This is a genomic window from Ensifer adhaerens (assembly GCF_028993555.1).
GTDB classification, from domain to species: domain Bacteria; phylum Pseudomonadota; class Alphaproteobacteria; order Rhizobiales; family Rhizobiaceae; genus Ensifer; species Ensifer adhaerens_I.
Window position 1 is genome coordinate 756553 of the sequence record NZ_CP118610.1, and the last position, 19247, is coordinate 775799.

General features: G+C 62.9%; 12 protein-coding genes. 9 read left to right on the top strand and 3 right to left on the bottom strand.

The annotated features are described in order from the left end of the window. Window positions 1-110: 110 nt before the first annotated feature. From ccmI to PWG15_RS03660, 8 genes are all read left to right on the top strand, one after another. Window positions 111-1253 carry a c-type cytochrome biogenesis protein CcmI gene (gene ccmI, locus PWG15_RS03625; RefSeq protein WP_275023141.1) on the top strand — a complete coding sequence of 381 codons (1143 nt, stop codon included), beginning with the start codon at window positions 111-113 and terminating at the stop codon, window positions 1251-1253. Continuing rightward, entirely contained in the window at window positions 1250-1702 is a 453-nt protein-coding gene (gene ccmE / locus PWG15_RS03630) for a cytochrome c maturation protein CcmE (RefSeq protein WP_058320296.1), read from the top strand. Before ccmI ends, ccmE begins: the two co-directional genes overlap by 4 nt. After that, on the top strand, window positions 1699-3687 hold the full coding sequence (locus PWG15_RS03635) for a heme lyase CcmF/NrfE family subunit (protein ID WP_275023142.1): 1989 nt from the start codon (window positions 1699-1701) through the stop codon (window positions 3685-3687). Before ccmE ends, PWG15_RS03635 begins: the two co-directional genes overlap by 4 nt. Continuing rightward, on the top strand, window positions 3684-4139 hold the full coding sequence (locus PWG15_RS03640) for a cytochrome c-type biogenesis protein (protein WP_275023143.1): 456 nt from the start codon (window positions 3684-3686) through the stop codon (window positions 4137-4139). The genes PWG15_RS03635 and PWG15_RS03640 overlap by 4 nt, the downstream gene beginning before the upstream one ends. 310 nt (window positions 4140-4449) lie before the next feature. Then, complete coding sequence (locus PWG15_RS03645) at window positions 4450-6009, top strand: Do family serine endopeptidase (RefSeq protein WP_275023145.1); 1560 nt, start codon at window positions 4450-4452, stop codon at window positions 6007-6009. A 191-nt stretch (window positions 6010-6200) separates the two neighbouring features. Then, complete coding sequence (locus PWG15_RS03650) at window positions 6201-6899, top strand: response regulator transcription factor (protein ID WP_275023147.1); 699 nt, start codon at window positions 6201-6203, stop codon at window positions 6897-6899. Further along, window positions 6896-8302, top strand: coding sequence for a sensor histidine kinase (locus PWG15_RS03655; RefSeq protein WP_275023148.1), 1407 nt, complete (start codon window positions 6896-6898; stop codon window positions 8300-8302). Before PWG15_RS03650 ends, PWG15_RS03655 begins: the two co-directional genes overlap by 4 nt. Window positions 8303-8384: 82 nt before the next feature. Beyond that, complete coding sequence (locus tag PWG15_RS03660) at window positions 8385-11339, top strand: bifunctional [glutamine synthetase] adenylyltransferase/[glutamine synthetase]-adenylyl-L-tyrosine phosphorylase (protein WP_275023149.1); 2955 nt, start codon at window positions 8385-8387, stop codon at window positions 11337-11339. 19 nt (window positions 11340-11358) lie between these two features. Here the strand turns inward: PWG15_RS03660 and PWG15_RS03665 are convergent, their stop codons facing one another. Both PWG15_RS03665 and pepN read right to left on the bottom strand, forming a co-directional pair. Next, window positions 11359-13689 carry a PAS domain-containing sensor histidine kinase gene (locus tag PWG15_RS03665; RefSeq protein WP_275023150.1) on the bottom strand — a complete coding sequence of 777 codons (2331 nt, stop codon included), beginning with the start codon at window positions 13687-13689 and terminating at the stop codon, window positions 11359-11361. A gap of 183 nt (window positions 13690-13872) precedes the next feature. Beyond that, window positions 13873-16521 carry an aminopeptidase N gene (pepN, locus tag PWG15_RS03670; RefSeq protein WP_275023151.1) on the bottom strand — a complete coding sequence of 883 codons (2649 nt, stop codon included), beginning with the start codon at window positions 16519-16521 and terminating at the stop codon, window positions 13873-13875. A gap of 428 nt (window positions 16522-16949) precedes the next feature. On the opposite strand from pepN, the gene PWG15_RS03675 reads away from it, so the two are divergent. Further along, complete coding sequence (locus PWG15_RS03675; RefSeq protein WP_275023152.1) at window positions 16950-17888, top strand: DMT family transporter; 939 nt, start codon at window positions 16950-16952, stop codon at window positions 17886-17888. Window positions 17889-17928: 40 nt separating this feature from the next. Here the strand turns inward: PWG15_RS03675 and PWG15_RS03680 are convergent, their stop codons facing one another. Continuing rightward, on the bottom strand, window positions 17929-19218 hold the full coding sequence (locus PWG15_RS03680) for an MFS transporter (protein ID WP_275023153.1): 1290 nt from the start codon (window positions 19216-19218) through the stop codon (window positions 17929-17931). Window positions 19219-19247: the final 29 nt, after the last annotated feature.

The window sequence follows — 19247 nt, forward strand, 5'->3', positions numbered from 1 at the left end:
TCCGCGCGTTAGCAGGCGACTTGATCGGACGTTGCGGCGAAACGCCTCAAATCTCCGTCATGACAGGTTTTCGAGTTGGAATGGCATGGGCCTCATAGTATTGAGCGTCCATGTTGTTCTGGATCCTCGTCGCCACTTTGACGGCGGCCGTCGCCGCCGTGCTGATCCTCCCGCTGATGCGGGCAGGGGAAGCCCCATCGTCTCCCCACAGCCATGACATCGAGGTCTATCGCGACCAGCTCGACGAACTGAAGCGCGATCAGGACAGCGGCCTGATCGGCAGCGACGATGCCGAGCTTGCGCGCGCCGAGGTGGCGCGCCGGTTGCTGGCCGCCGGCGAGAGCGACCGCGATGCGGCACTGCCCGTTTCGCCGCGGCGAGGGGCCAATCGTCTGGCCCAGGCCTTCGTGCTGCTCTGTCTTCCCGCCGTCGGGCTCTGTCTTTATTTGTTGACCGGCAGCCCGGGCGTGCCGGCGCAGCCGCTTGCCGCTCGTCTTGCCGATCCCAATGGCGACATCAATGTTCTGATTGCCAAGGCCGAAAACCACCTTGCGGTGAACCCGAACGATGGCGCCGGCTGGGATCTGCTCGCGCCGATCTACATGCGCAACGGCCGCATCGAGGAAGCGGTGGATGCCTATGACCGGGCGATCCGCTTGCTGGGGCCGACGCCCGCACGTCTCGGTGGATACGCGGAGGCCCTCGTCGTGCAGTCCGACGGCCTCGTGACGACGAAGGCGCAGGAAGCACTCCAGCAGGCATTGACGCTCGACCCAAACGACCCGCGCTCGGAGTTCTACCTTGCCCTCGGCCTCAAGCAGGAAGGCAAGAAGGACGAGGCGCTGACCGCCTTCAACAGGCTGGTTGCGACATCGCCTGCGGATGCACCCTGGCTGCCGCTCGTCAAGCAGCATGTGGCAGAACTCACGGGTGCCGGCGCCACCAGCGCGGCCGCACCTGGCAATCCGAGCGCCGAAGACGTCGCGGCCGCGCAGACTATGACCTCCGGCGATCGTCAGGAAATGATCCGCGGCATGGTCGAAAGCCTCGAAAGCCGCCTCAAGCAAAATCCGGACAACCTCGAAGGTTGGGCGCGACTGATCCGCTCCCATGTTGTCCTTGATCAACGAGACAAGGCCGCGGCCGCGCTAAAGGAAGGCCTAAAGACCTTCCCGGCCGATGGCGACGGGGGCAAACAGCTCCTGGCGCTTGCTCGTCAACTCGGGATTGCGACCGATGGAGTGACGCAATGACGCGCAAACAAAAAAGACTGGCGATCATCGGCGGCGGTGTCGGCTTCCTGGTGCTCGCAGCCTTTCTTGTGATGTTCGCCTTCAGCCAGGCGATCGCCTATTTCTACGTGCCGAGCGATCTCGCCAAGGCGAGCGTCTCTCCAGGCACGCGCATCCGCCTCGGCGGCGTTGTCGAGGGGGGGTCGGTGAAGCGCGGCGACGGCAAGACCGTCACCTTCACCGTCACCGATACGCTCGCCGGCGTGCCGGTGACCTACACGGGCATTCTGCCCGACCTGTTCCGCGAAGGGCAGGGCGTGGTGACGGAGGGAGCCTTCGTTCAAGGGAGCTCCGTTTTCGTGGCGGATACGGTTCTCGCCAAGCACGACGAGACCTATATGCCGAAGGATGTCGCCGACCGCTTGAAGGCGCAGGGCGTTGAGCTCAGCGGGAAGGAAACCATTAAATGATCATCGAGCTCGGACATTATGCGCTGGTCCTGGCATTGGCGACCGCGGTCATCCAGGCCGCATTGCCGATCCTCGGAGCACGGCTGAATGATCGCGGCTTGATGGAACTGGCGTCGAGCGCAGCCGTTGCCTGCTTTCTTCTGGTCGCCTTCGCTTTCGTCGTGCTCACCTTCGCATATGTGACCTCGGACTTCTCGGTTCGAAACGTCTGGGAAAACTCCCACTCGCTGAAGCCGCTGATCTACAAGATCTCCGGTGTGTGGGGGAACCACGAAGGCTCCATGCTGCTGTGGCTGCTGATCCTGACGTTCTTTTCCGCACTGGTCGCAGCCTTCGGACGCAACCTGCCGGAAACGCTGAAGGCGAACGTGCTCGCCGTCCAGGCCTGGATCGCCATGGCCTTTGCTCTCTTCATTCTGCTGACGTCCAACCCGTTCGCGCGGTTGATGCCGGCTCCGGGTGAGGGCAAGGACCTGAACCCGATCCTGCAGGACGTCGGCCTCGCCATTCATCCGCCGCTGCTCTATCTCGGCTATGTCGGCTTTTCCGTCTGCTTCTCTTTCGCGATTGCGGCGCTTATCGAGGGGCGCATCGATGCCGCCTGGGCGCGCTGGGTGCGCCCGTGGGCGCTCGCGGCCTGGACATTCCTCACCGCGGGCATTTCCATGGGCTCCTACTGGGCCTATTACGAGCTCGGCTGGGGCGGCTGGTGGTTCTGGGACCCGGTGGAAAACGCCTCCTTCATGCCCTGGCTCGCGGGCACGGCGCTGTTGCATTCGGCCTTGGTCATGGAGAAGCGCGAGGCGCTGAAGATCTGGACCGTGTTGCTCGCGATCATGACCTTCTCGCTGTCGCTGCTCGGCACGTTCCTTGTGCGCTCAGGCGTGCTGACCTCGGTTCATGCCTTCGCCACGGATCCGACGCGCGGCATCTTCATTCTTGCGATCCTCGTCTTCTTCATTGGCGGCGCCTTCACGCTCTTCGCCCTGCGCGCCTCGCACCTGAAAGCCGGCGGCATCTTCGCGCCGATTTCGCGCGAGGGCGCACTGGTCTTCAACAACCTGATCCTGACGACGGCAACGGCGACGGTGCTGACCGGCACGCTCTACCCGCTGGTGCTGGAGGGGCTCACCGGCGACAAGATCTCCGTCGGCCCGCCGTTCTTCAACATGACTTTCGGTCTTCTGATGCTGCCGCTGCTCTTCGCGGTCCCGTTCGGCCCGTTGCTCGCCTGGAAGCGCGGTGACCTTTTCGGCGTCGCCCAGCGGCTCTTCGCGTCCGTTGCGATCGGTCTCGTCTTCGGCACTGTTTACTATTACGTGATGAATGGCGGCCCGGTTCTGGCGCTCTTCGGAATTGCTCTTGGCGTCTATTTGATAGCCGGCTCCCTGACCGATCTCGCCTTGCGCTCCGGTCTCGGCAAGGTCGCAGGCAACGTGGCTTGGCGGCGCTTCACTGGCCTGCCGCGTTCCGCCTTCGGCACCGCGCTTGCCCACATTGGCCTCGGCGTCACCCTGATCGGCATAGTCGCCGTCACGGCGTTCGAAACCGAGACCGTGGTGGAGATGAAACCCGGGATGACGGTCGACGCCGGTGGTTATACCCTGCGCTTCGATGGCATGCGCAACGGCAGCGGCCCGAACTACACCGAAGAGTCCGGCCACTTCACCATCAGCCGCGGCGGCGTCGCCGTTTCCGAGGTCTGGTCGTCAAAGCGCCTTTATCAGGCGCGCCGCATGCCGACGACGGAAGCGGGCATCCGCACCTTCGGCCTCAGCCAGCTCTATGTTTCGCTCGGCGACCAGATCAGCGAAGGCGGCATCGTCGTGCGCATCTGGTGGAAGCCGATGATCCTGTGCATCTGGGGTGGAACCCTGTTCATGATGGCCGGCGGTTTCGTATCGTTGAGCGACCGTCGTCTACGGGTCGGCGCTCCGGCGCGGGCCAAGCGGGCAAAGACAGTGCCGGTGGGAGCTGCCGAATGACCCGTCTGCTCCTGGCGCTTCTGCTGTTCCTCTCGCCTGTCGGCTCGGCCTTCGCGGTCAACCCGGACGAAGTGCTCGCCGACCCTGCGCTCGAGGCGCGGGCACGGGCGATCTCGGCCGAACTGCGCTGCATGGTCTGCCAGAACCAGTCGATCGACGATTCCAACGCCGAGCTCGCCAAGGACCTGCGGGTGCTTGTGCGCGAGCGGCTGGCCAATGGCGATAGCGACGAAGCGGTCATCGATTACGTCGTTTCCCGTTATGGCGAATTCGTGCTGCTGAAGCCGCGTTTCGAAACGAAGACGCTGATCCTGTGGGGCATGCCGGCGACCCTGCTGCTGGTCGGGGCGATCACCCTTGTCGTTGCGGCCCGCCGCCGCGGGGCCCAAGCAAAGGGAACGCCGCTTTCCGAGGACGAGAAGGAAAAGCTGAAGAAACTGCTTCAGCCCTAGCCTGTCGCCGGGGTGGTTCGGCGACAGAATATCTTGAAATGGTTGGAAATTATCCGCCGTACCGCACGACCGTCGCGCTGCGCGGCGTCGCGTGACGGCCAGCCGCGCATGCGCCCTTTGTCGCGTTCCGCAACATTACCAAAAATTCATTCTCCGGACAGAACTCAGTAAGGTCCCATCCGTTACATCTTTCGTCATCGGCTGTTCCTCCAGTCAGCCAAACGAGCCCGCCTCTTCCTGAAGGCGGGCATCGCAACCAGGTTTCGGTGCGGCTTTCTGGCTGCATCAAGGAAGAGAAAAGGCAAAACGGATGTTTACGACCAAATCCCTGCGTCCCTCCCTCAAGACCGTCCTGAAGACCTCGACGGTTGCCGGCCTTGCCGCCGTCATGCTGACCTCCGGCCTGCCGGCCAGCATCTCCCAGTCCTTTGCGGAAGCGGTGAAGGTGGAAGCACCGTCGGTGCCGAGCTTTGCCAATGTCGTCGACGCGGTTTCGCCGGCCGTCGTTTCGGTCCGCGTCCAGTCGCGCGTCAATCCGGTTTCCGAAGATGGTAGCGATTTCAGCTTCGGCTTCGGCGGCCGCGGTTTCGATGAACTGCCGGACGATCACCCGCTGAAGCGCTTCTTCAAGGAATTCGGCCCGCGCGGTGATGATCGCGCCGAGCGCGGTGGCCCGGGTCACCGTGGCCCGCATGGCGAGGGCCGCCTGCGTCCGACGTCCCAGGGTTCGGGCTTCTTCATCTCGGAAGACGGCTACCTCGTCACCAACAACCACGTCGTTTCCGACGGCTCGGCCTTCACCGTCATCCTCAACGACGGAACCGAACTCGATGCCAAGCTGATCGGCAAGGACAGCCGCACCGACCTCGCCGTGCTCAAGGTCGATGACAAGCGCAAGTTCACCTATGTCGGCTGGGCGGATGACAGCAAGGTCCGTGTCGGTGACTGGGTGGTTGCCGTCGGCAACCCGTTCGGCCTCGGCGGCACCGTGACCTCGGGCATCATCTCGGCCCGTGGCCGTGACATCGGCTCCGGCCCCTATGACGACTACCTGCAGGTCGATGCTGCCGTGAACCGCGGCAACTCGGGTGGTCCGACCTTCAACCTCTCCGGCGAAGTGGTCGGCATCAACACCGCGATCTTCTCGCCGTCGGGCGGCAACGTCGGCATCGCCTTTGCGATCCCCGCGGCGGTCGCCAAGGATGTGGTCGCCGACCTGATCAAGGACGGTTCGGTTTCTCGCGGCTGGCTGGGCGTACAGATCCAGCCCGTCACCAAGGACATCGCTGAATCGCTCGGCCTTGCGGAAGCAAGCGGCGCGTTGGTCGTCGAGCCGCAGACGGGTTCACCGGGTGAGAAGGCCGGTATCAAGAAGGGCGACGTCGTGACAGCGCTCAACGGCGACACCGTCAAGGATCCGCGTGACCTTGCTCGCAAGGTTGCTGCGATGCGCCCCGGCACGACCGTGGATCTGAGCCTGTGGCGCAACGGCAAGTCCGAAAGCGTGAAGCTCGAAATCGGCACGCTGCCGAAGGATGACAAGGAAGCAGCCAAGAGCCAGGACAACCAGTCCGAAGAAGCACAGCCTTCGAGCGAACAGGCATTGGCTGACCTCGGTGTCACCGTCGTGCCGTCCGACGACGGCAAGGGCGTCACCATCGCCTCTGTCGACGAGGACTCGGACGCCAGTGACCGTGGCCTGAAGACGGGCGAGAAGATCGTCTCCGTCAACAATCAGGAGGTGAAGTCTGCCGACGATATCCTCAAGGTCATCAACGCTGCCAAGAAGGACGGCCGTAGCAAGGCGCTCTTCCAGATAGAGGCCGAGAACGGTAGCCGCTTCGTGGCCCTCCCGATCGATCAGGGCTGATCGCGGCAGTCAAATGATTGACCGGAGCGCCGCGATTTCCAAGTGATTTCGCGGCGCTCGCCGTTTTGGAGCGGGAGGAGGAAAGGCAAGTGTGTGGTCCGCCAGAATCCGGCTCTTGGCTACGAGAAGCACTCGCCAATCCGGTTGTCGGGAAAGCCGAAACCGGTTGAGACAGATAGGGATCCGGGACTATGGTCGCGCGTATGAAGATTCTCATCATTGAAGACGATCTCGAGGCGGCAGCCTATCTGGCGAAAGCCTTCCGTGAGGCAGGTATCGTTTCCGATCACGCCAGCGACGGCGAGAGTGGCCTCTTCATGGCCAGCGAGAACAGCTACGACGTTCTGGTGGTCGATCGCATGCTGCCGCGCCGTGACGGCCTGTCTGTGATCACCGAACTCAGGCGCAAGGATATCCACACGCCGGTGCTGATCCTTTCCGCGCTCGGGCAGGTCGACGACCGTGTTACGGGCTTGCGCGCCGGCGGTGACGATTATCTTCCAAAGCCCTATGCCTTCAACGAGTTGCTGGCGCGTGTCGAGGTACTCGGCCGCCGCAAGGGCACCCCCGAGCAAGACATGGTGTACCGCGTCGGCGATCTCGAACTCGACCGCCTGTCGCATTCGGTCCGCCGGCAGGGCAAGGAGATCCTGCTGCAGCCACGTGAGTTTCGCTTGCTCGAATATCTCATGAAGAACGCCGGCCAGGTCGTCACCCGCACCATGCTGCTGGAAAACGTCTGGGACTATCACTTCGACCCGCAAACCAACGTCATCGACGTGCATGTCTCGCGGCTGCGCTCGAAGATCGAGAAGGACTTCGATGTGCCGCTGCTGCGCACCGTGCGCGGCGCCGGCTACATGATCAAGGATGACCGGGCCCCCGCATGAGCAAGCTTCGCGTTCTCTTCAGAACGACCGCAGTTCGGCTTTCCGCCCTCTACCTCGTCCTCTTTTCGCTCTGTGCCGCCTTTCTGGTCATTTATGTCACGGGCATGTCGGAGCGGTTGCTGCAGCAGCAGACTCGCGATGCCGTGACCGCGGAAGTGTCGCAGATCGAGCAGGTCTACAACCGAGCCGGCATGAACGGTCTGTTGCGCTCGCTCGAGCGCCGCGCACGCCAGCCTGGGGCCAATCTTTACGTGATCGCCGGACCGAGTGGCGAGATCCTCGCGGGCAACGTCGCGAGCCTCGAGCCGGGACTGCTCGACAGCGAAGGCTGGACCGAGCGTCCCTTTGCCTATCAGCGCTACACGGACGAGACGAAGACGGACAGCCATGTGGCGCTCGCCCATGTGCTGGTGCTCGACAATGGATTGCGCATTCTCGTCGGCCGAGACCTTCAGGAGCCGCAGAAGTTTCGCGCTCTTGTGCGCCAGGCGCTGATGGTCGCGCTCGGCATCATGGGACTTGGCGCGCTCGTCATCTGGTTTGGCATCGGTCGCAACGCCCTGAAGCGCATCGACCGCATGTCGGAGGCGAGCACAAAAATCATGGCGGGTGACCTCTCGCAGCGCCTGCCGATGAGCGGCTCCGGCGACGAGTTCGACCGGTTGTCGGAATCGCTGAACGCGATGCTCGGCCGTATCGAGAAGCTGAACGAAGGCTTGCGCCAGGTCTCCGATAACATCGCGCACGACCTCAAAACCCCGCTGACTCGGCTGCGCAACAAAGCGGAAGCGGCACTCTCCCGCAAAGGCACCAGCCAGCGCGGCGCGTTGGAGGAGATCATCGGCGAGTCCGACCAGCTGATCCGGACCTTCAATGCGCTGCTGATGATTTCGCGCGTCGAGGCCGGTTCGTCCGCCGCCGAGATGAGCGAGATCGATCTCTCGCAGATCGTTTCCGATAGCGTCGAACTCTATGAGCCCGTGGCCGAAGATGTCGGTTTGAAACTCGAAGCCGACGTCGCCCAGAATCTCGTGATTTCAGGCAACCGGGAACTGGTCGGCCAAGCCCTCGGCAACCTCATCGACAACGCGATCAAGTATGCCGACGGTGCGGACAATCCGCTGATCAAGGTCTCGCTGGAAAACCGCGATGGCCATGTGCTCTTGTCCGTGGCAGATCACGGCCCCGGCATCCCCACCTCGATGCATGACGAGGTGGTGAAGCGCTTTGTCCGCCTGGACGAGAGCCGGTCGAAGCCGGGCACGGGCCTCGGCCTGTCGCTGGTCGAGGCGGTCATGGAGATGCATCACGGCTCGCTGCGTCTTGCCGATACCGAGCCCGCGGCCGGCGACGGCGGCAAGGGTCTGACAGTACGGATGGTTTTCCCCGTGGCTGCAACCTGATAGACCGGTTCCCGGAGAGTGAGAGTGGAATGGGGAAGTGCGGCTTGCTGGCCGCGTCCCGTTCCAGGCAAGGGGAGACGGCATGCAGGAACAGGTGCAGCAGTGCTGGGAGATCGAGACGGTGCCAATCCGTCCGGCGACGCAGGCCGACGCCAAGGCGGCGCTCTCCGTGCTGAAAGACATGGCCAAGGGTCACGAGAGGATTGCAAGTCTGCTTGCCACCGAGAGCCCGTTCAAGACGTTCGTCGTCTCGGCCTTTGCACTGTCGCCCTTCCTGCGCGACACCGGCGACAGCCGGCCGGCCATTCTCGAAGAACTCCTGTCCACTGATCTCTCGACCTTTCTGACCGAGCGGGTGCGTCGGGCCCGGGATGCCTGGAAACCGAACGAGGGCGGCGCGGCCTTGCCGGACACGGAGATCATGGCGCGGCTGCGAAGGGCCAAACGCGAGCTTGCCTTCGCTGTGGCGCTCGCCGATCTCTCAAGGCATTTCGATGGTCGCGAAACCACGCGCTGGCTCAGCGAATTTGCTGGCGCTGCCGTGTCGGCAACGATCGATCACCTGCTGTTGAGCGCGCACGAGAGCGGCAAGCTGATCGTCAAGGATGTTGCTTGCCCAAGCGTAGATTCCGGCGTCGTCGTGCTCGGCATGGGCAAGCTCGGCGCCTTCGAGCTCAACTACTCCTCCGATATCGACCTCGTCGTTTTCTACGATCCGCAGTCCGGCATCATCGTCGACCGCGACGATGCCTCGGAAACCTTCGGCCGGTTGCTGCGTCGCCTGATCCGCATCCTGCAGGAGCGCAGCGGTGACGGCTATGTCTTCCGCACTGACCTGCGCCTGCGGCCGGACCCGGGTTCGACGCCGCTCGCGATCCCGGTAGAAGCGGCGATGCTCTATTACGAAGGCAGGGGGCAGAATTGGGAGCGGGCCGCTTTCATCAAGGCGCGGCCGGTGGCCGGTGACATCGAGGCCGGCGAGGGCTTCCTGCGCGAGTTGGTTCCCTTCGTCTTCCGCAAATATCTCGACTATGCGGCAATCGCCGACATTCATTCGATCAAGCGCCAGATCCACGCTCACAAGGGGCATGGTGAGATCGCTGTCAAGGGACACAACATCAAGCTTGGCCGCGGCGGTATCCGCGAGATCGAATTCTTCGTGCAGACGCAGCAGCTGATTGCCGGCGGCCGCATGCCGGAACTGCGCCAGCGGGCAACCGAGCCGATGCTGCGTGCGCTCGTCAAGGCCGGCTGGATCGACGAGGAGACGGCCGATGAACTTGTCGAGGCCTATTGGTTCCTGCGCGATGTCGAGCACCGGATCCAGATGGTGCGCGACGAGCAGACCCATGTGCTGCCCGAGACCGAGGCGGAGTTGAAGCGCATCGCCTACATGCTCGGCTTCGAGGATACCGCCGCCTTCTCCAAGGCCCTTTCGCGGGTGCTGAAAACGGTGGAGCGTCGCTATGCCCAGCTTTTCGAACAGGAAGCAAAACTCTCGACCGAGACCGGCAACCTCGTCTTCACCGGCCAGCGCGACGACCCCGATACGCTGGAGACACTCAAGAAACTCGGCTTCCAGCGGCCGTCGGACATCTCCCACACGATCCGCACCTGGCATTACGGCCGCTACCGTGCGACGCAATCGGTCGAAGCGCGCGAGCGGCTGACCGAACTGACGCCGGAGCTCCTGCGCGTTTTCGGCGAAAGCCGCCGGGCCGACGACGCGCTGCTGCGGTTCGACAATTTCATTTCCGGCCTGCCTGCGGGCATTCAGCTCTTTTCGCTGCTCGGCAACAATCCGGGGCTGCTGTCGCTGATCGTCAATGTCATGTCGTCGGCGCCGCGGCTTGCCGAAATCATTGCCGCGCGCCCGCATGTTTTCGACGGTATGCTCGATCCCGGCCTGCTCGCTGAACTTCCGACCAGGGACTACCTTGCGCCGCGCATCGCCAACTTCGTCGGTGGCGCACGGCACTATGAGGAAGTGCTCGACCGCCTGCGCATCATCGCCGCCGAACAGCGCTTCCTGATCGGCATCCGGCTTTTGACTGGCGCCATTTCGGGCGCCCAGGCGGGCCGCGCCTTTACCGATCTCGCCGACCTGATCATCGCCGCCGCGGTGAAGGCGGTACAGGACGAAGTTCGCTCGGCCCATGGCGATTTCCCCGGAGGCCGTATCGCCGTCGTCGGCATGGGAAAGCTCGGCAGCCACGAGCTGACTGCGGGCTCGGATGTCGATCTGATCCTGCTCTACGACTACGATGAGGCGGCAACCGAGTCCGATGGCGCCAAACCGCTTGACCCGACGCGCTATTTCACGAGGGTCACGCAACGCCTGATCGCGGCACTTTCCGCGCCGACCGCCGAAGGCATTCTCTACGAGGTCGACATGCGGCTTCGTCCGTCCGGCAACAAGGGGCCGGTCGCGACCAGGATCAACGCCTTCGCCAAGTACCAACGCGAAGAGGCCTGGACCTGGGAGCATCTGGCTCTGACCAGGGCGCGCTGCATTTGTGGCGACGACAAGCTGACTGGCGAGGCCAACGCGATCTTTGCCGAAATCCTCGACCGCAAGCGAGACGTTGCCAAGGTGAGCGCCGACGTGATCTCGATGCGCGAGATGATCGACAGCGAGAAGCCGCCGAGCGACATCTGGGACTTCAAGCTGATCCCCGGCGGTCTCGTCGATATCGAGTTCATCACGCAATACCTGGCGCTCGTCGCGCCCGCCAAGGGCGTTCAGCCACTGCCTGCCGGCACCAACACCGGCGATGCGTTGAAGCTTCTCGGCGCCGCGTTGATGAACCCCAACGATGTCGATGTCGCCCTGGAGGCGCTGCACCTCTTTACCGAGTTGTCGCAGATCGTGCGGCTGTGCATCGAGGGCGAGTTCGAGCCGAAGGAGGCACCGGCCGGGCTGATCGACCTCGTCTGCCGGGCAGGGGACTATCCGGACCTGAAGACACTGGAGGGAGACATCCGTCGGCTCTCGAAGGCCGTGCGGCGTGTCTTCCAATCGGTGGTTTCGGGATAAAGCGTCGTTTGCCGATGCGTCAGGCGCGGTCGGGTATGCGAACCGAGATGATGGTGCCGACGTTTTCGGTCGAGTGTATCTTCATGCTGCCGCCGTGCAGGCGGGTGAGCGAGCGCGAGATCGCGAGCCCAAGGCCCGATCCGCCCTTGCTCTTGGCATATTGGCTCTGCACCTGCTCGAAGGGCTGGCCGATCTTCTGAAGTGCGTCGCGCGGAATGCCGATGCCGGAATCGGCGATCGTCAGCGTCACGGCCCCGGTCACCTTGCGGGCTCGGAGCGAAATGCGCCCGCCTTCATTGGTGAACTTGACTGCGTTCGAAAGCAGGTTGAGCAGCACCTGTTTCATGGCGCGGCGATCGGCGACCATGGTGAGGCCCGACGAGATCTGCTGCACCACATGGATGCTCTTCTGCTCCGCCGGTATGGTGGTGAAGCGCAACGTCTCTTCGATCAACGGCGCCAGATCGATCCTCTCGCGGCTGATGCGCATATGCCCGGCCTCGATCTTCGACATGTCCAGGATGTCGTTGATGACGTTGAGCAGATGCTTGCCGCTCTCGTGGATGTCGCGCGAGTATTCGTTGTATTTTTCCGAGCCGAGTGGCCCGAACATCTGGTTCTGCAGGATTTCCGAGAAGCCGAGGATGGCGTTCAGCGGCGTGCGCAGTTCATGCGACATGTTCGCCAGGAATTCCGACTTGGCGCGGTTGGCCGCTTCGGCGCGATCCTTTTCCGCCTGGTAATTGGAGTTTGCGACCGAAAGCTCGGTCTTCTGGCGCTCCAGTGTCATGCGCGAGGCCGAGAGATCGCCGATCGTCGCCATCAGCCGCCGCTCGGATTCGCGCAGGCGCACCTGGTGACGCTTCAGGAGCGTGATGTCGGTGCCGACGGAGACGAGGCCGCCGTCGCGCGTGCGTCGCTCGTTGATCTGCAGCCAGCGTTCGTCGGCAAGCTGAACCTCGCTCGTCTGCGACTGATTGCTGCGATCGGGATCGGCGATGCGCCGTTCGACTACGGGACGTGCTGCCGCGGTTTGCACGGCAATGCGTTCGGTGCCCGGAACGAGCACGTGATCCGGCAGCTTGTAGGCTTCCTGGAAGTGCGTGTTGCACATGACCAGGCGGTCATGTTTGTCCCAAAGGACGAAGGCCTCCGACGTACATTCGATCGCGTCGGCGAGCCGTTGGTCGGCTTCGGCATAGCGCTGGGCAAGGCGGTGCTGCTCGGTCACGTCCATGGCGATGCCGATCAGATGCGCCCGCCCGGAAACGGTACGGATGATTTCCGCGCGGGCGCGTAGCCACACATAGTGGCCATCCGCATGTCGCATGCGGAAAACCTGATCGATCTGGCGCGCGTCGCCGCGCGCAATGGTGCGCGCCACACTGTAGATGCCGCGATCATCGGGATGCATCAGCCGGGCGGCGTCGCCGAAGGAGAGCACGCTGCTCTCTCCGGGCATGCCGAGCATCTCGTACATCGAGCGCGACCAAAACAGCCGACGGTTGGCGAGGTCGAAATCCCAGAGACCGCAGCGGCCGCGTGACAGCGCCGTTTCGACGCGCAGGTTGGATTCGACAAAGACCGAATCCGCGTCGCGGGCCCGTTTCGCCTGGATGTAATAGGCATAGAGCACCATCAGCAGGATGGCCGAAATGCCGGCAAAGAGTGTCACGTTGAGCGACACCTCGTCGCGCCAGGTCGTTTCGAGCTGGGTGATCGGAGTCGCGGCCAGCACGACGCCGGCCGCATCGGGCAGTTGCGCCAGTGCCACGATATGGTCGACACCGACGATCGACGTTTTCATGACGCTGGAATGTTCGCCGAAATACTGAAGCGTCGCGATGTCAGGCGCGACCGCCGCGAGCGTGCGGCCGATGAGCGGCCCGCCCTCCTGGGTGCTGGCGAAGATCCGGCCGTCCTTGCGGACCGCCAGGATAAATGTGCCGGGATCGAGCATACCGGTCGGCAGATACTGGCTGAAACGTTGCTCCGCGTCTGCACGGCGGCCCTCGTCAAAAAGAGCTGCCCCGTCCGTCTGGAATGCCGCAACCGCTATGGCCGCCGCGAGCCCGACCGTCTGGCGCGAACTCTCTTCCATGCGCGCGTGCTCGTCCATGATGCTGGACATGCGCGAGACCGCTACGATGATCAGGAATGCGATGATGAGGATCGGAATGGAACGCTTGAGAATAGGCTCAGCACTCGCCAGACGCCGAGAGGTCGGTCCGGCAAAGATCTTCGCCTGCGAGATAAACTCCTGCTCCAGGCGGCCGGCAAGCCCCGGAAACTTGAGTCGCAGCCGCCCGTCGGCTGCGCTCGCTTGTCGCGCGTCCGCCATCTTTCCCAATTCTCAAAACCCTCTGATGATTCGGCGCGCCGCTCGCCCGAATCTGACTCAATGAATCACAGGGCGATTCGCCTTGTCCAGAGGCGTTAGTAAAGAATTATTAACCATTTCTTATCGTTGGGAAATAATAGGCCGGGTCGCGTGAGCGACCCGGCCTTTAGCAAAATCAATGGCTTCCAGGGCTCAGGCCTTGAGCATCCGCTCAACGATGTCGCCGACATCGGCCGAAAGCTTCGACGCTCCGGCAATCTCCTTCAGGGCCTTGCGGGCATGACCGGCGCGCTTGTCCTCGAGCGAGCGCCAGGAGCGCATCGAGGTGAGGATTCGGGCAGCAAGCTGCGGGTTGCGCGGGTCGATATCGAGGATCTGGCGCGCCAGGAAGCGGTAGCCCTCGCCATCGGCGCGGTTGAAACCGGTCGGGTTGGCGAAGGCGTAGGTGCCCACCAGCGAGCGCACGCGGTTCGGATTGTTGCCATTGAACAGCGGCTCGGCCATTAGCGCCTTGACGCGGTCGAGCGTCGCAGCGCCGGGGATCGTCGCCTGGACGGCGAACCACTTGTCGATGACGAGCGCGTTGTCGGCAAAGCGCTTGCGGAAGGCCGCGAGCGCTTCCGCGGTCTCTGCGGCATCCGGGAAACGGTGAGCGAGCAACGCCAGCGCATGGCTAAGGTCGGTCATGTTGTTGGCGGCGGCAAAGGCCCTGGCGGCGCGCTCAGGCCCTTCATCGCCCTGGACGAGGTAGGTGAGGGCGCTGTTGCGCAGCGCCCGCCGGCCTGCGCTCGCAGCATCCGGGCTGAACGTGCCAGACGAAACGAGGTCGTCAGCGAGCTTGAGGAAGGTGTCACGTCCGGCGGTGGCAACGGCGGTCAGGATCTGCTGACGGGCAGCGTGGATCGCGTCCGGATCGTTGTTCGTGCCGATCTCGCGGGCGATGTCGGATTCGCTCGGCAGCGCCAGCGCCTGCGAACGGAAGGCGGGCTCCAGCGTTTCATCCGCGGCAGCGCGGACCAGGCCGTCGATGAGCGCCTCGTTGCAGACGACCGGCTTTCCGGCTCGGACATTCGCCGTGGCCTCGACCAGATTGGTGAGCGCGATGGCATTGAGCGCCTGCCAGCGGGCAAAGAGGTCGCTCTCATGATGCGCGATCAGCGCGAGGTCCTCGGCGCTCTGCTCGATATGCAGATTGATCGGCGCGGAGAACCCTCGGTTGAACGATGGCACCGGGCGTGACGGAATCCCGGAGAAAACGACCGTCTGCTTGCGCTCCGTGAGGTGCAGGACGTCGCCGGTCATGTCGGCGCCGGAGACCGCAGAAAGATCGGCTTCGCCGCCGCCTTCGAGCAGCAGACCCATCTTCAGCGGAATGTGCATCGCCTCCTTCGCGCCCTGTCCGGGCGTGGCCGGTACGGTCTGCTCGAGCGACAGGGTGAAGGTCTGCTTGGCGGCATCATAGGTGCCCGAAGCTGTCACGAGCGGCGTACCCGCCTGATGGTACCAGAGCGCGAACTGGCGAAGGTCGCGCCCGCTTGCCTCTTCGAAGCAGGTAACGAAATCCTCGATCGTCACGGCCTGGCCGTCATGCCGATCGAAATAGAGATCCATGCCCTTCTTGAACAGATCGCGGCCGAGGATCGTCGCGATCATGCGGGTGACTTCCGACCCCTTTTCGTAGACGGTCGTCGTGTAGAAGTTGTTGATTTCGCGATACTTCGTCGGGCGTACCGGATGGGCGAGGGGGCCGGCATCCTCTGGGAACTGCTCCGACTTCAGGTGCCGCACCTCGGCAATGCGCTTGACCGCGCGCGAGCGCATGTCGGCGGAGAACTCGTGGTCGCGGTAAACCGTCAGGCCTTCCTTGAGGCAGAGCTGGAACCAGTCGCGGCAGGTGATGCGGTTGCCGGTCCAGTTGTGGAAGTATTCGTGCGCGATGATCGCCTCGATATTGGCGTAGTCGGCATCGGTCGCCGTTTCCGGATCGGCAAGCACGTATTTGTCGTTGAAGATGTTGAGACCCTTGTTCTCCATCGCTCCCATGTTGAAGTCGGAGACGGCAACGATCATGAAGATGTCGAGGTCGTATTCGCGGCCAAAGGCGTCTTCGTCCCACTTCATCGAGCGCTTGAGCGCATCCATGGCGTAGGAGGCGCGGGCTTCCTTGCCGTGTTCGACATAGATTTTCAGCGCGACCTCGCGACCGGACATCGTCGTGAAGGTGTCCTCGACGACGCCGAGATCGCCGGCGACGAGGGCGAAGAGGTAGCTCGGTTTCGGATGCGGGTCGAACCAGGCGGCGAAGTGACGGCCGTCGCCCATGTCGGCGCCGCCGAGATAGTTGCCGTTGGACAGAAGCAGCGGGGCCGATGCCTTGTCGGCGATGATGTTGACCGTGTAGACGGCAAGAACGTCAGGGCGATCGGGGAAATAGGTGATGCGGCGGAAACCTTCGGCCTCGCACTGGGTGCTGTAGATGCCGTTGGTGCGGTAAAGCCCCATCAGCTGCGTGTTCGTATCCGGTGAAAGCAGCGTGGTGATGGTGATTTCGAAAGGGACGGTTTCCGGCAGGCCGCGGATCGTCAGCGTATCGTCGGCAACGTCGTAGAGGGAGGTCGCGAGCTCTTCCTGGTCCAAGAGCAGGCCGGTCATCTTCAGCTCGTCGCCGTCAAGCAGCAGAGGCGCTGATGCGTCGACGCCTTCGCGGCGATGGAAGATCAATCGGGCTTCGACCTTGGTTTCCTTCGGGTCGAGCTCGAAGGTCAGATCCACTCTCTCCAGAACGAAGTCGGTCGGCCGATAGTCTTCCAGATGAATGATCTGGCCAGTATTTGTCCGCATGGTCAGTCCCGCTTGCGCCGTTCTACTGGAGAATTTGTAGTGGGCGCCTGTGATGGTGAAAAGGCCAAGGGGCGAAAAGTCGGATAATGCCACACGATTGTGATGCCGGCGACCGCACTTTCGACAGAAAAGGCATGGCTTCCGAAGGTCTTCCCGCTCCCTTATCGGATTGACGTGTATCGAAGTGGGACTAACAAGACATGAATTGGAAAGGTTTTTTTCGAGCAAGCTAAACAAAAGCCTGACGCCGTTTTGTCGAACGGCAATCGATCAAGAAAAAACTTCAATCATCACGAAGTTTGATCCGACTTTCTTGCCGAGCGTCGTTAAGGTGACGAAATCCTTTGGCGGTTTCTCCGCCTGAAAATCTCCAAACCAGCCCTCGTGTCTGCTGATCGCCGGCGGAGGCTGTTCGAAAAGTGCCCTCAATGGATGCGGAAGTCGAAAGCCCGATGAAGGGGATCCTGCTCAAGGTCCTTTCCGTCGTCATTTTCGTTTGCATGTCGACGCTGATCAAGGCGGCCGGAAACGGGATCGCCACTGGCCAGATCACCTTCTACCGCTCGGCCTTCGCCATGGTGCCGATCCTTGCCTATCTCGCCTTTCGCGGACAGTTGCGCGATGCCTTCAAGACCGAAGATTTCACCGGCCACATCGCGCGCGGCTTCGTCGGGATTCTCGCGATGAGCTTCGGCTTCTATGGTCTCGTGCACCTGCCGCTGCCCGAAGCCATCGCCATCGGCTACGCCATGCCGCTGATCGCCGTCGCCTTCGCGGCACTTTTCCTCGGGGAGACGGTGCGGCTTTATCGCTGGTCGGCGGTAGTCATCGGCCTGGTCGGCGTGATGATCATCACCTGGCCGCGGCTGACCCTTTTCCGTGAGGGCGGGTTCGGTTCACTGGAGGCCTTGGGCGCCGCGGCGGTGCTGGTTTCGGCGGCGCTTGGCGCGGTGGCCATGGTCTTGGTGCGAAAACTCGTCAAGAATGAACGCACCCATACGATCGTGCTCTATTTCTCGCTGTCGGCCTCGGTCTTCTCGCTGGCGACGCTGCCCTTCGGCTGGCCGTCAATCTCACGCGAATCCTTTTTGCTTCTGATGGTCGCCGGCTTCTGCGGCGGTGTTGCACAGATCCTTTTGACCGAAAGCTATCGCCATGCCGACATGTCGACGATCGCACCGTTCGAATATACGTCGATCGTGCTCGGCCTGATCATCGGCTACTTCCTGTTCGACGACATCCCGACGGCGACCATGCTGGCCGGCACCGCAATCGTCGTCGGGGCCGGCATCTTCATCATCTTCCGCGAACACCGTCTCGGCCTCGAGCGCCGGGGCGCCCGCAAGCACGTGACGCCGCAGGGCTGAGCACGAGGCGCGCGTTCGTCCCCTTCTTCCATCGGTGGCTCTATGAGCGCTTTTCCCAGGCCGGAACCGTGTCGTCGTCGATCAGCGGTTCGTGCGCCAAATGCTGGGCGACGGGGCTCGTCACGTCGGGGCCGGGTGTCGGCATGACGCTCGTCGCCTGGAAGTCGGTCTTGGCAACCAGGCCCTTGTGCTGCTCGCGCTGCAGGATGCGCCAGGCGGCATAGCCGCCATAAAGGGCGAAATAGACGGCAAGAACGAGGAATAGTGCCGACGGGCCGAAGCGATCCATGACCGGGCCGACCATCAGCGGGCCGGAGATCGTGCCGAGCCCGTAGGTGATCATCAGGCCGGAAGACGTCTCGACATACTCGTTGGGTTTGGCGAGATCGTTTGCATGCGCGACATTGAGCGCATAGATCGGAAACAGCACCGAGCCGATGAAGGCGGCGATCACGTAGAGCACCGCCGGTGAACTGCCGATTGCGGCCGACATCACCAGGCAGGAGGCGACGCCGACAATGCCGCAACCGACCATGACGATGCGCCGGTCGATCTTGTCGGAGAGGCGGCCGATCGGGATCTGCGAGATAGCGCTACCGGTCAGGAGCGAGGCGAGCAGGGTCGCGCCTTCGGCAGTGGAAAGACCGATCTTCTGGGTGAAGACGCCACCGAGATTGAGCCATGCGCCGGAGAGCGCGCCTGCGAGAAAGCCACCGACGACGGCGACCGGCGAGCGGCGGAAAAGGGCGGGGATGTCGAATTTCGCCTGTGCCGGCGGGGCCGGCATGGGTGAGGACGAAAGTGCCGTCGGCAGCAGCGCCAGCGAGAACAGCACGCTGCAGAGCATGAAAAGCGACGTATTGGTTGGGTCGCCGAGCGGCACCATGTACTGCCCGCCGATAGTGCCGACCATCGTCGTTATCAGATAGAGCGAAAACAGGAGGCCGCGGTTTTCGTTGGTGACGCGCTCGTTCAGCCAGCTCTCGATGACGAGATAGCTGCCGGAGATGGCGAAGCCGGCGATGGCGCGAAAGGCGATCCAGGCGCGCCAGTCGACGATGAGGCCGCAGAGCAGGATCGCGATCGATAGAAGCGTGATCAGCGCCGTGAAGACGCGCACATGGCCGACGCGCAATACGAACTTGGGCGTGACGACACAGGAAAGCGTAAAGCCGACCGTGTAACCGGTGGCGATGACCGAGACCGTCAGCGTCGACCAGTTTTCGGCGACGGAGCGCACCGGGATGACATAGCTCTGAAGGCCGAAGGCGACCATCATGAGCAGGGTCGATACCATCAGGCTGAAGACGGAAGCGAGGCTGGCCAGCATCGGCGCTCCTGAAAAACGCAACACGCTCT

Bases quoted from the DNA above. Each gene is read 5' to 3' on its own strand.
- PWG15_RS03645 (WP_275023145.1), top strand. From the start codon at position 4,450: ATGTTTACGACCAAATCCCTGCGTCCCTCCCTCAAGACCGTCCTGAAG.
- ccmE (WP_058320296.1), top strand. From the start codon at position 1,250: ATGACGCGCAAACAAAAAAGACTGGCGATCATCGGCGGCGGTGTCGGC.
- PWG15_RS03650 (WP_275023147.1), top strand. From the start codon at position 6,201: ATGGTCGCGCGTATGAAGATTCTCATCATTGAAGACGATCTCGAGGCG.
- pepN (WP_275023151.1), bottom strand. From the start codon at position 16,521: ATGCGGACAAATACTGGCCAGATCATTCATCTGGAAGACTATCGGCCG.
- PWG15_RS03635 (WP_275023142.1), top strand. From the start codon at position 1,699: ATGATCATCGAGCTCGGACATTATGCGCTGGTCCTGGCATTGGCGACC.
- PWG15_RS03660 (WP_275023149.1), top strand. From the start codon at position 8,385: ATGCAGGAACAGGTGCAGCAGTGCTGGGAGATCGAGACGGTGCCAATC.
- PWG15_RS03640 (WP_275023143.1), top strand. From the start codon at position 3,684: ATGACCCGTCTGCTCCTGGCGCTTCTGCTGTTCCTCTCGCCTGTCGGC.
- PWG15_RS03680 (WP_275023153.1), bottom strand. From the start codon at position 19,218: ATGCTGGCCAGCCTCGCTTCCGTCTTCAGCCTGATGGTATCGACCCTG.
- ccmI (WP_275023141.1), top strand. From the start codon at position 111: ATGTTGTTCTGGATCCTCGTCGCCACTTTGACGGCGGCCGTCGCCGCC.
- PWG15_RS03655 (WP_275023148.1), top strand. From the start codon at position 6,896: ATGAGCAAGCTTCGCGTTCTCTTCAGAACGACCGCAGTTCGGCTTTCC.
- PWG15_RS03675 (WP_275023152.1), top strand. From the start codon at position 16,950: ATGGATGCGGAAGTCGAAAGCCCGATGAAGGGGATCCTGCTCAAGGTC.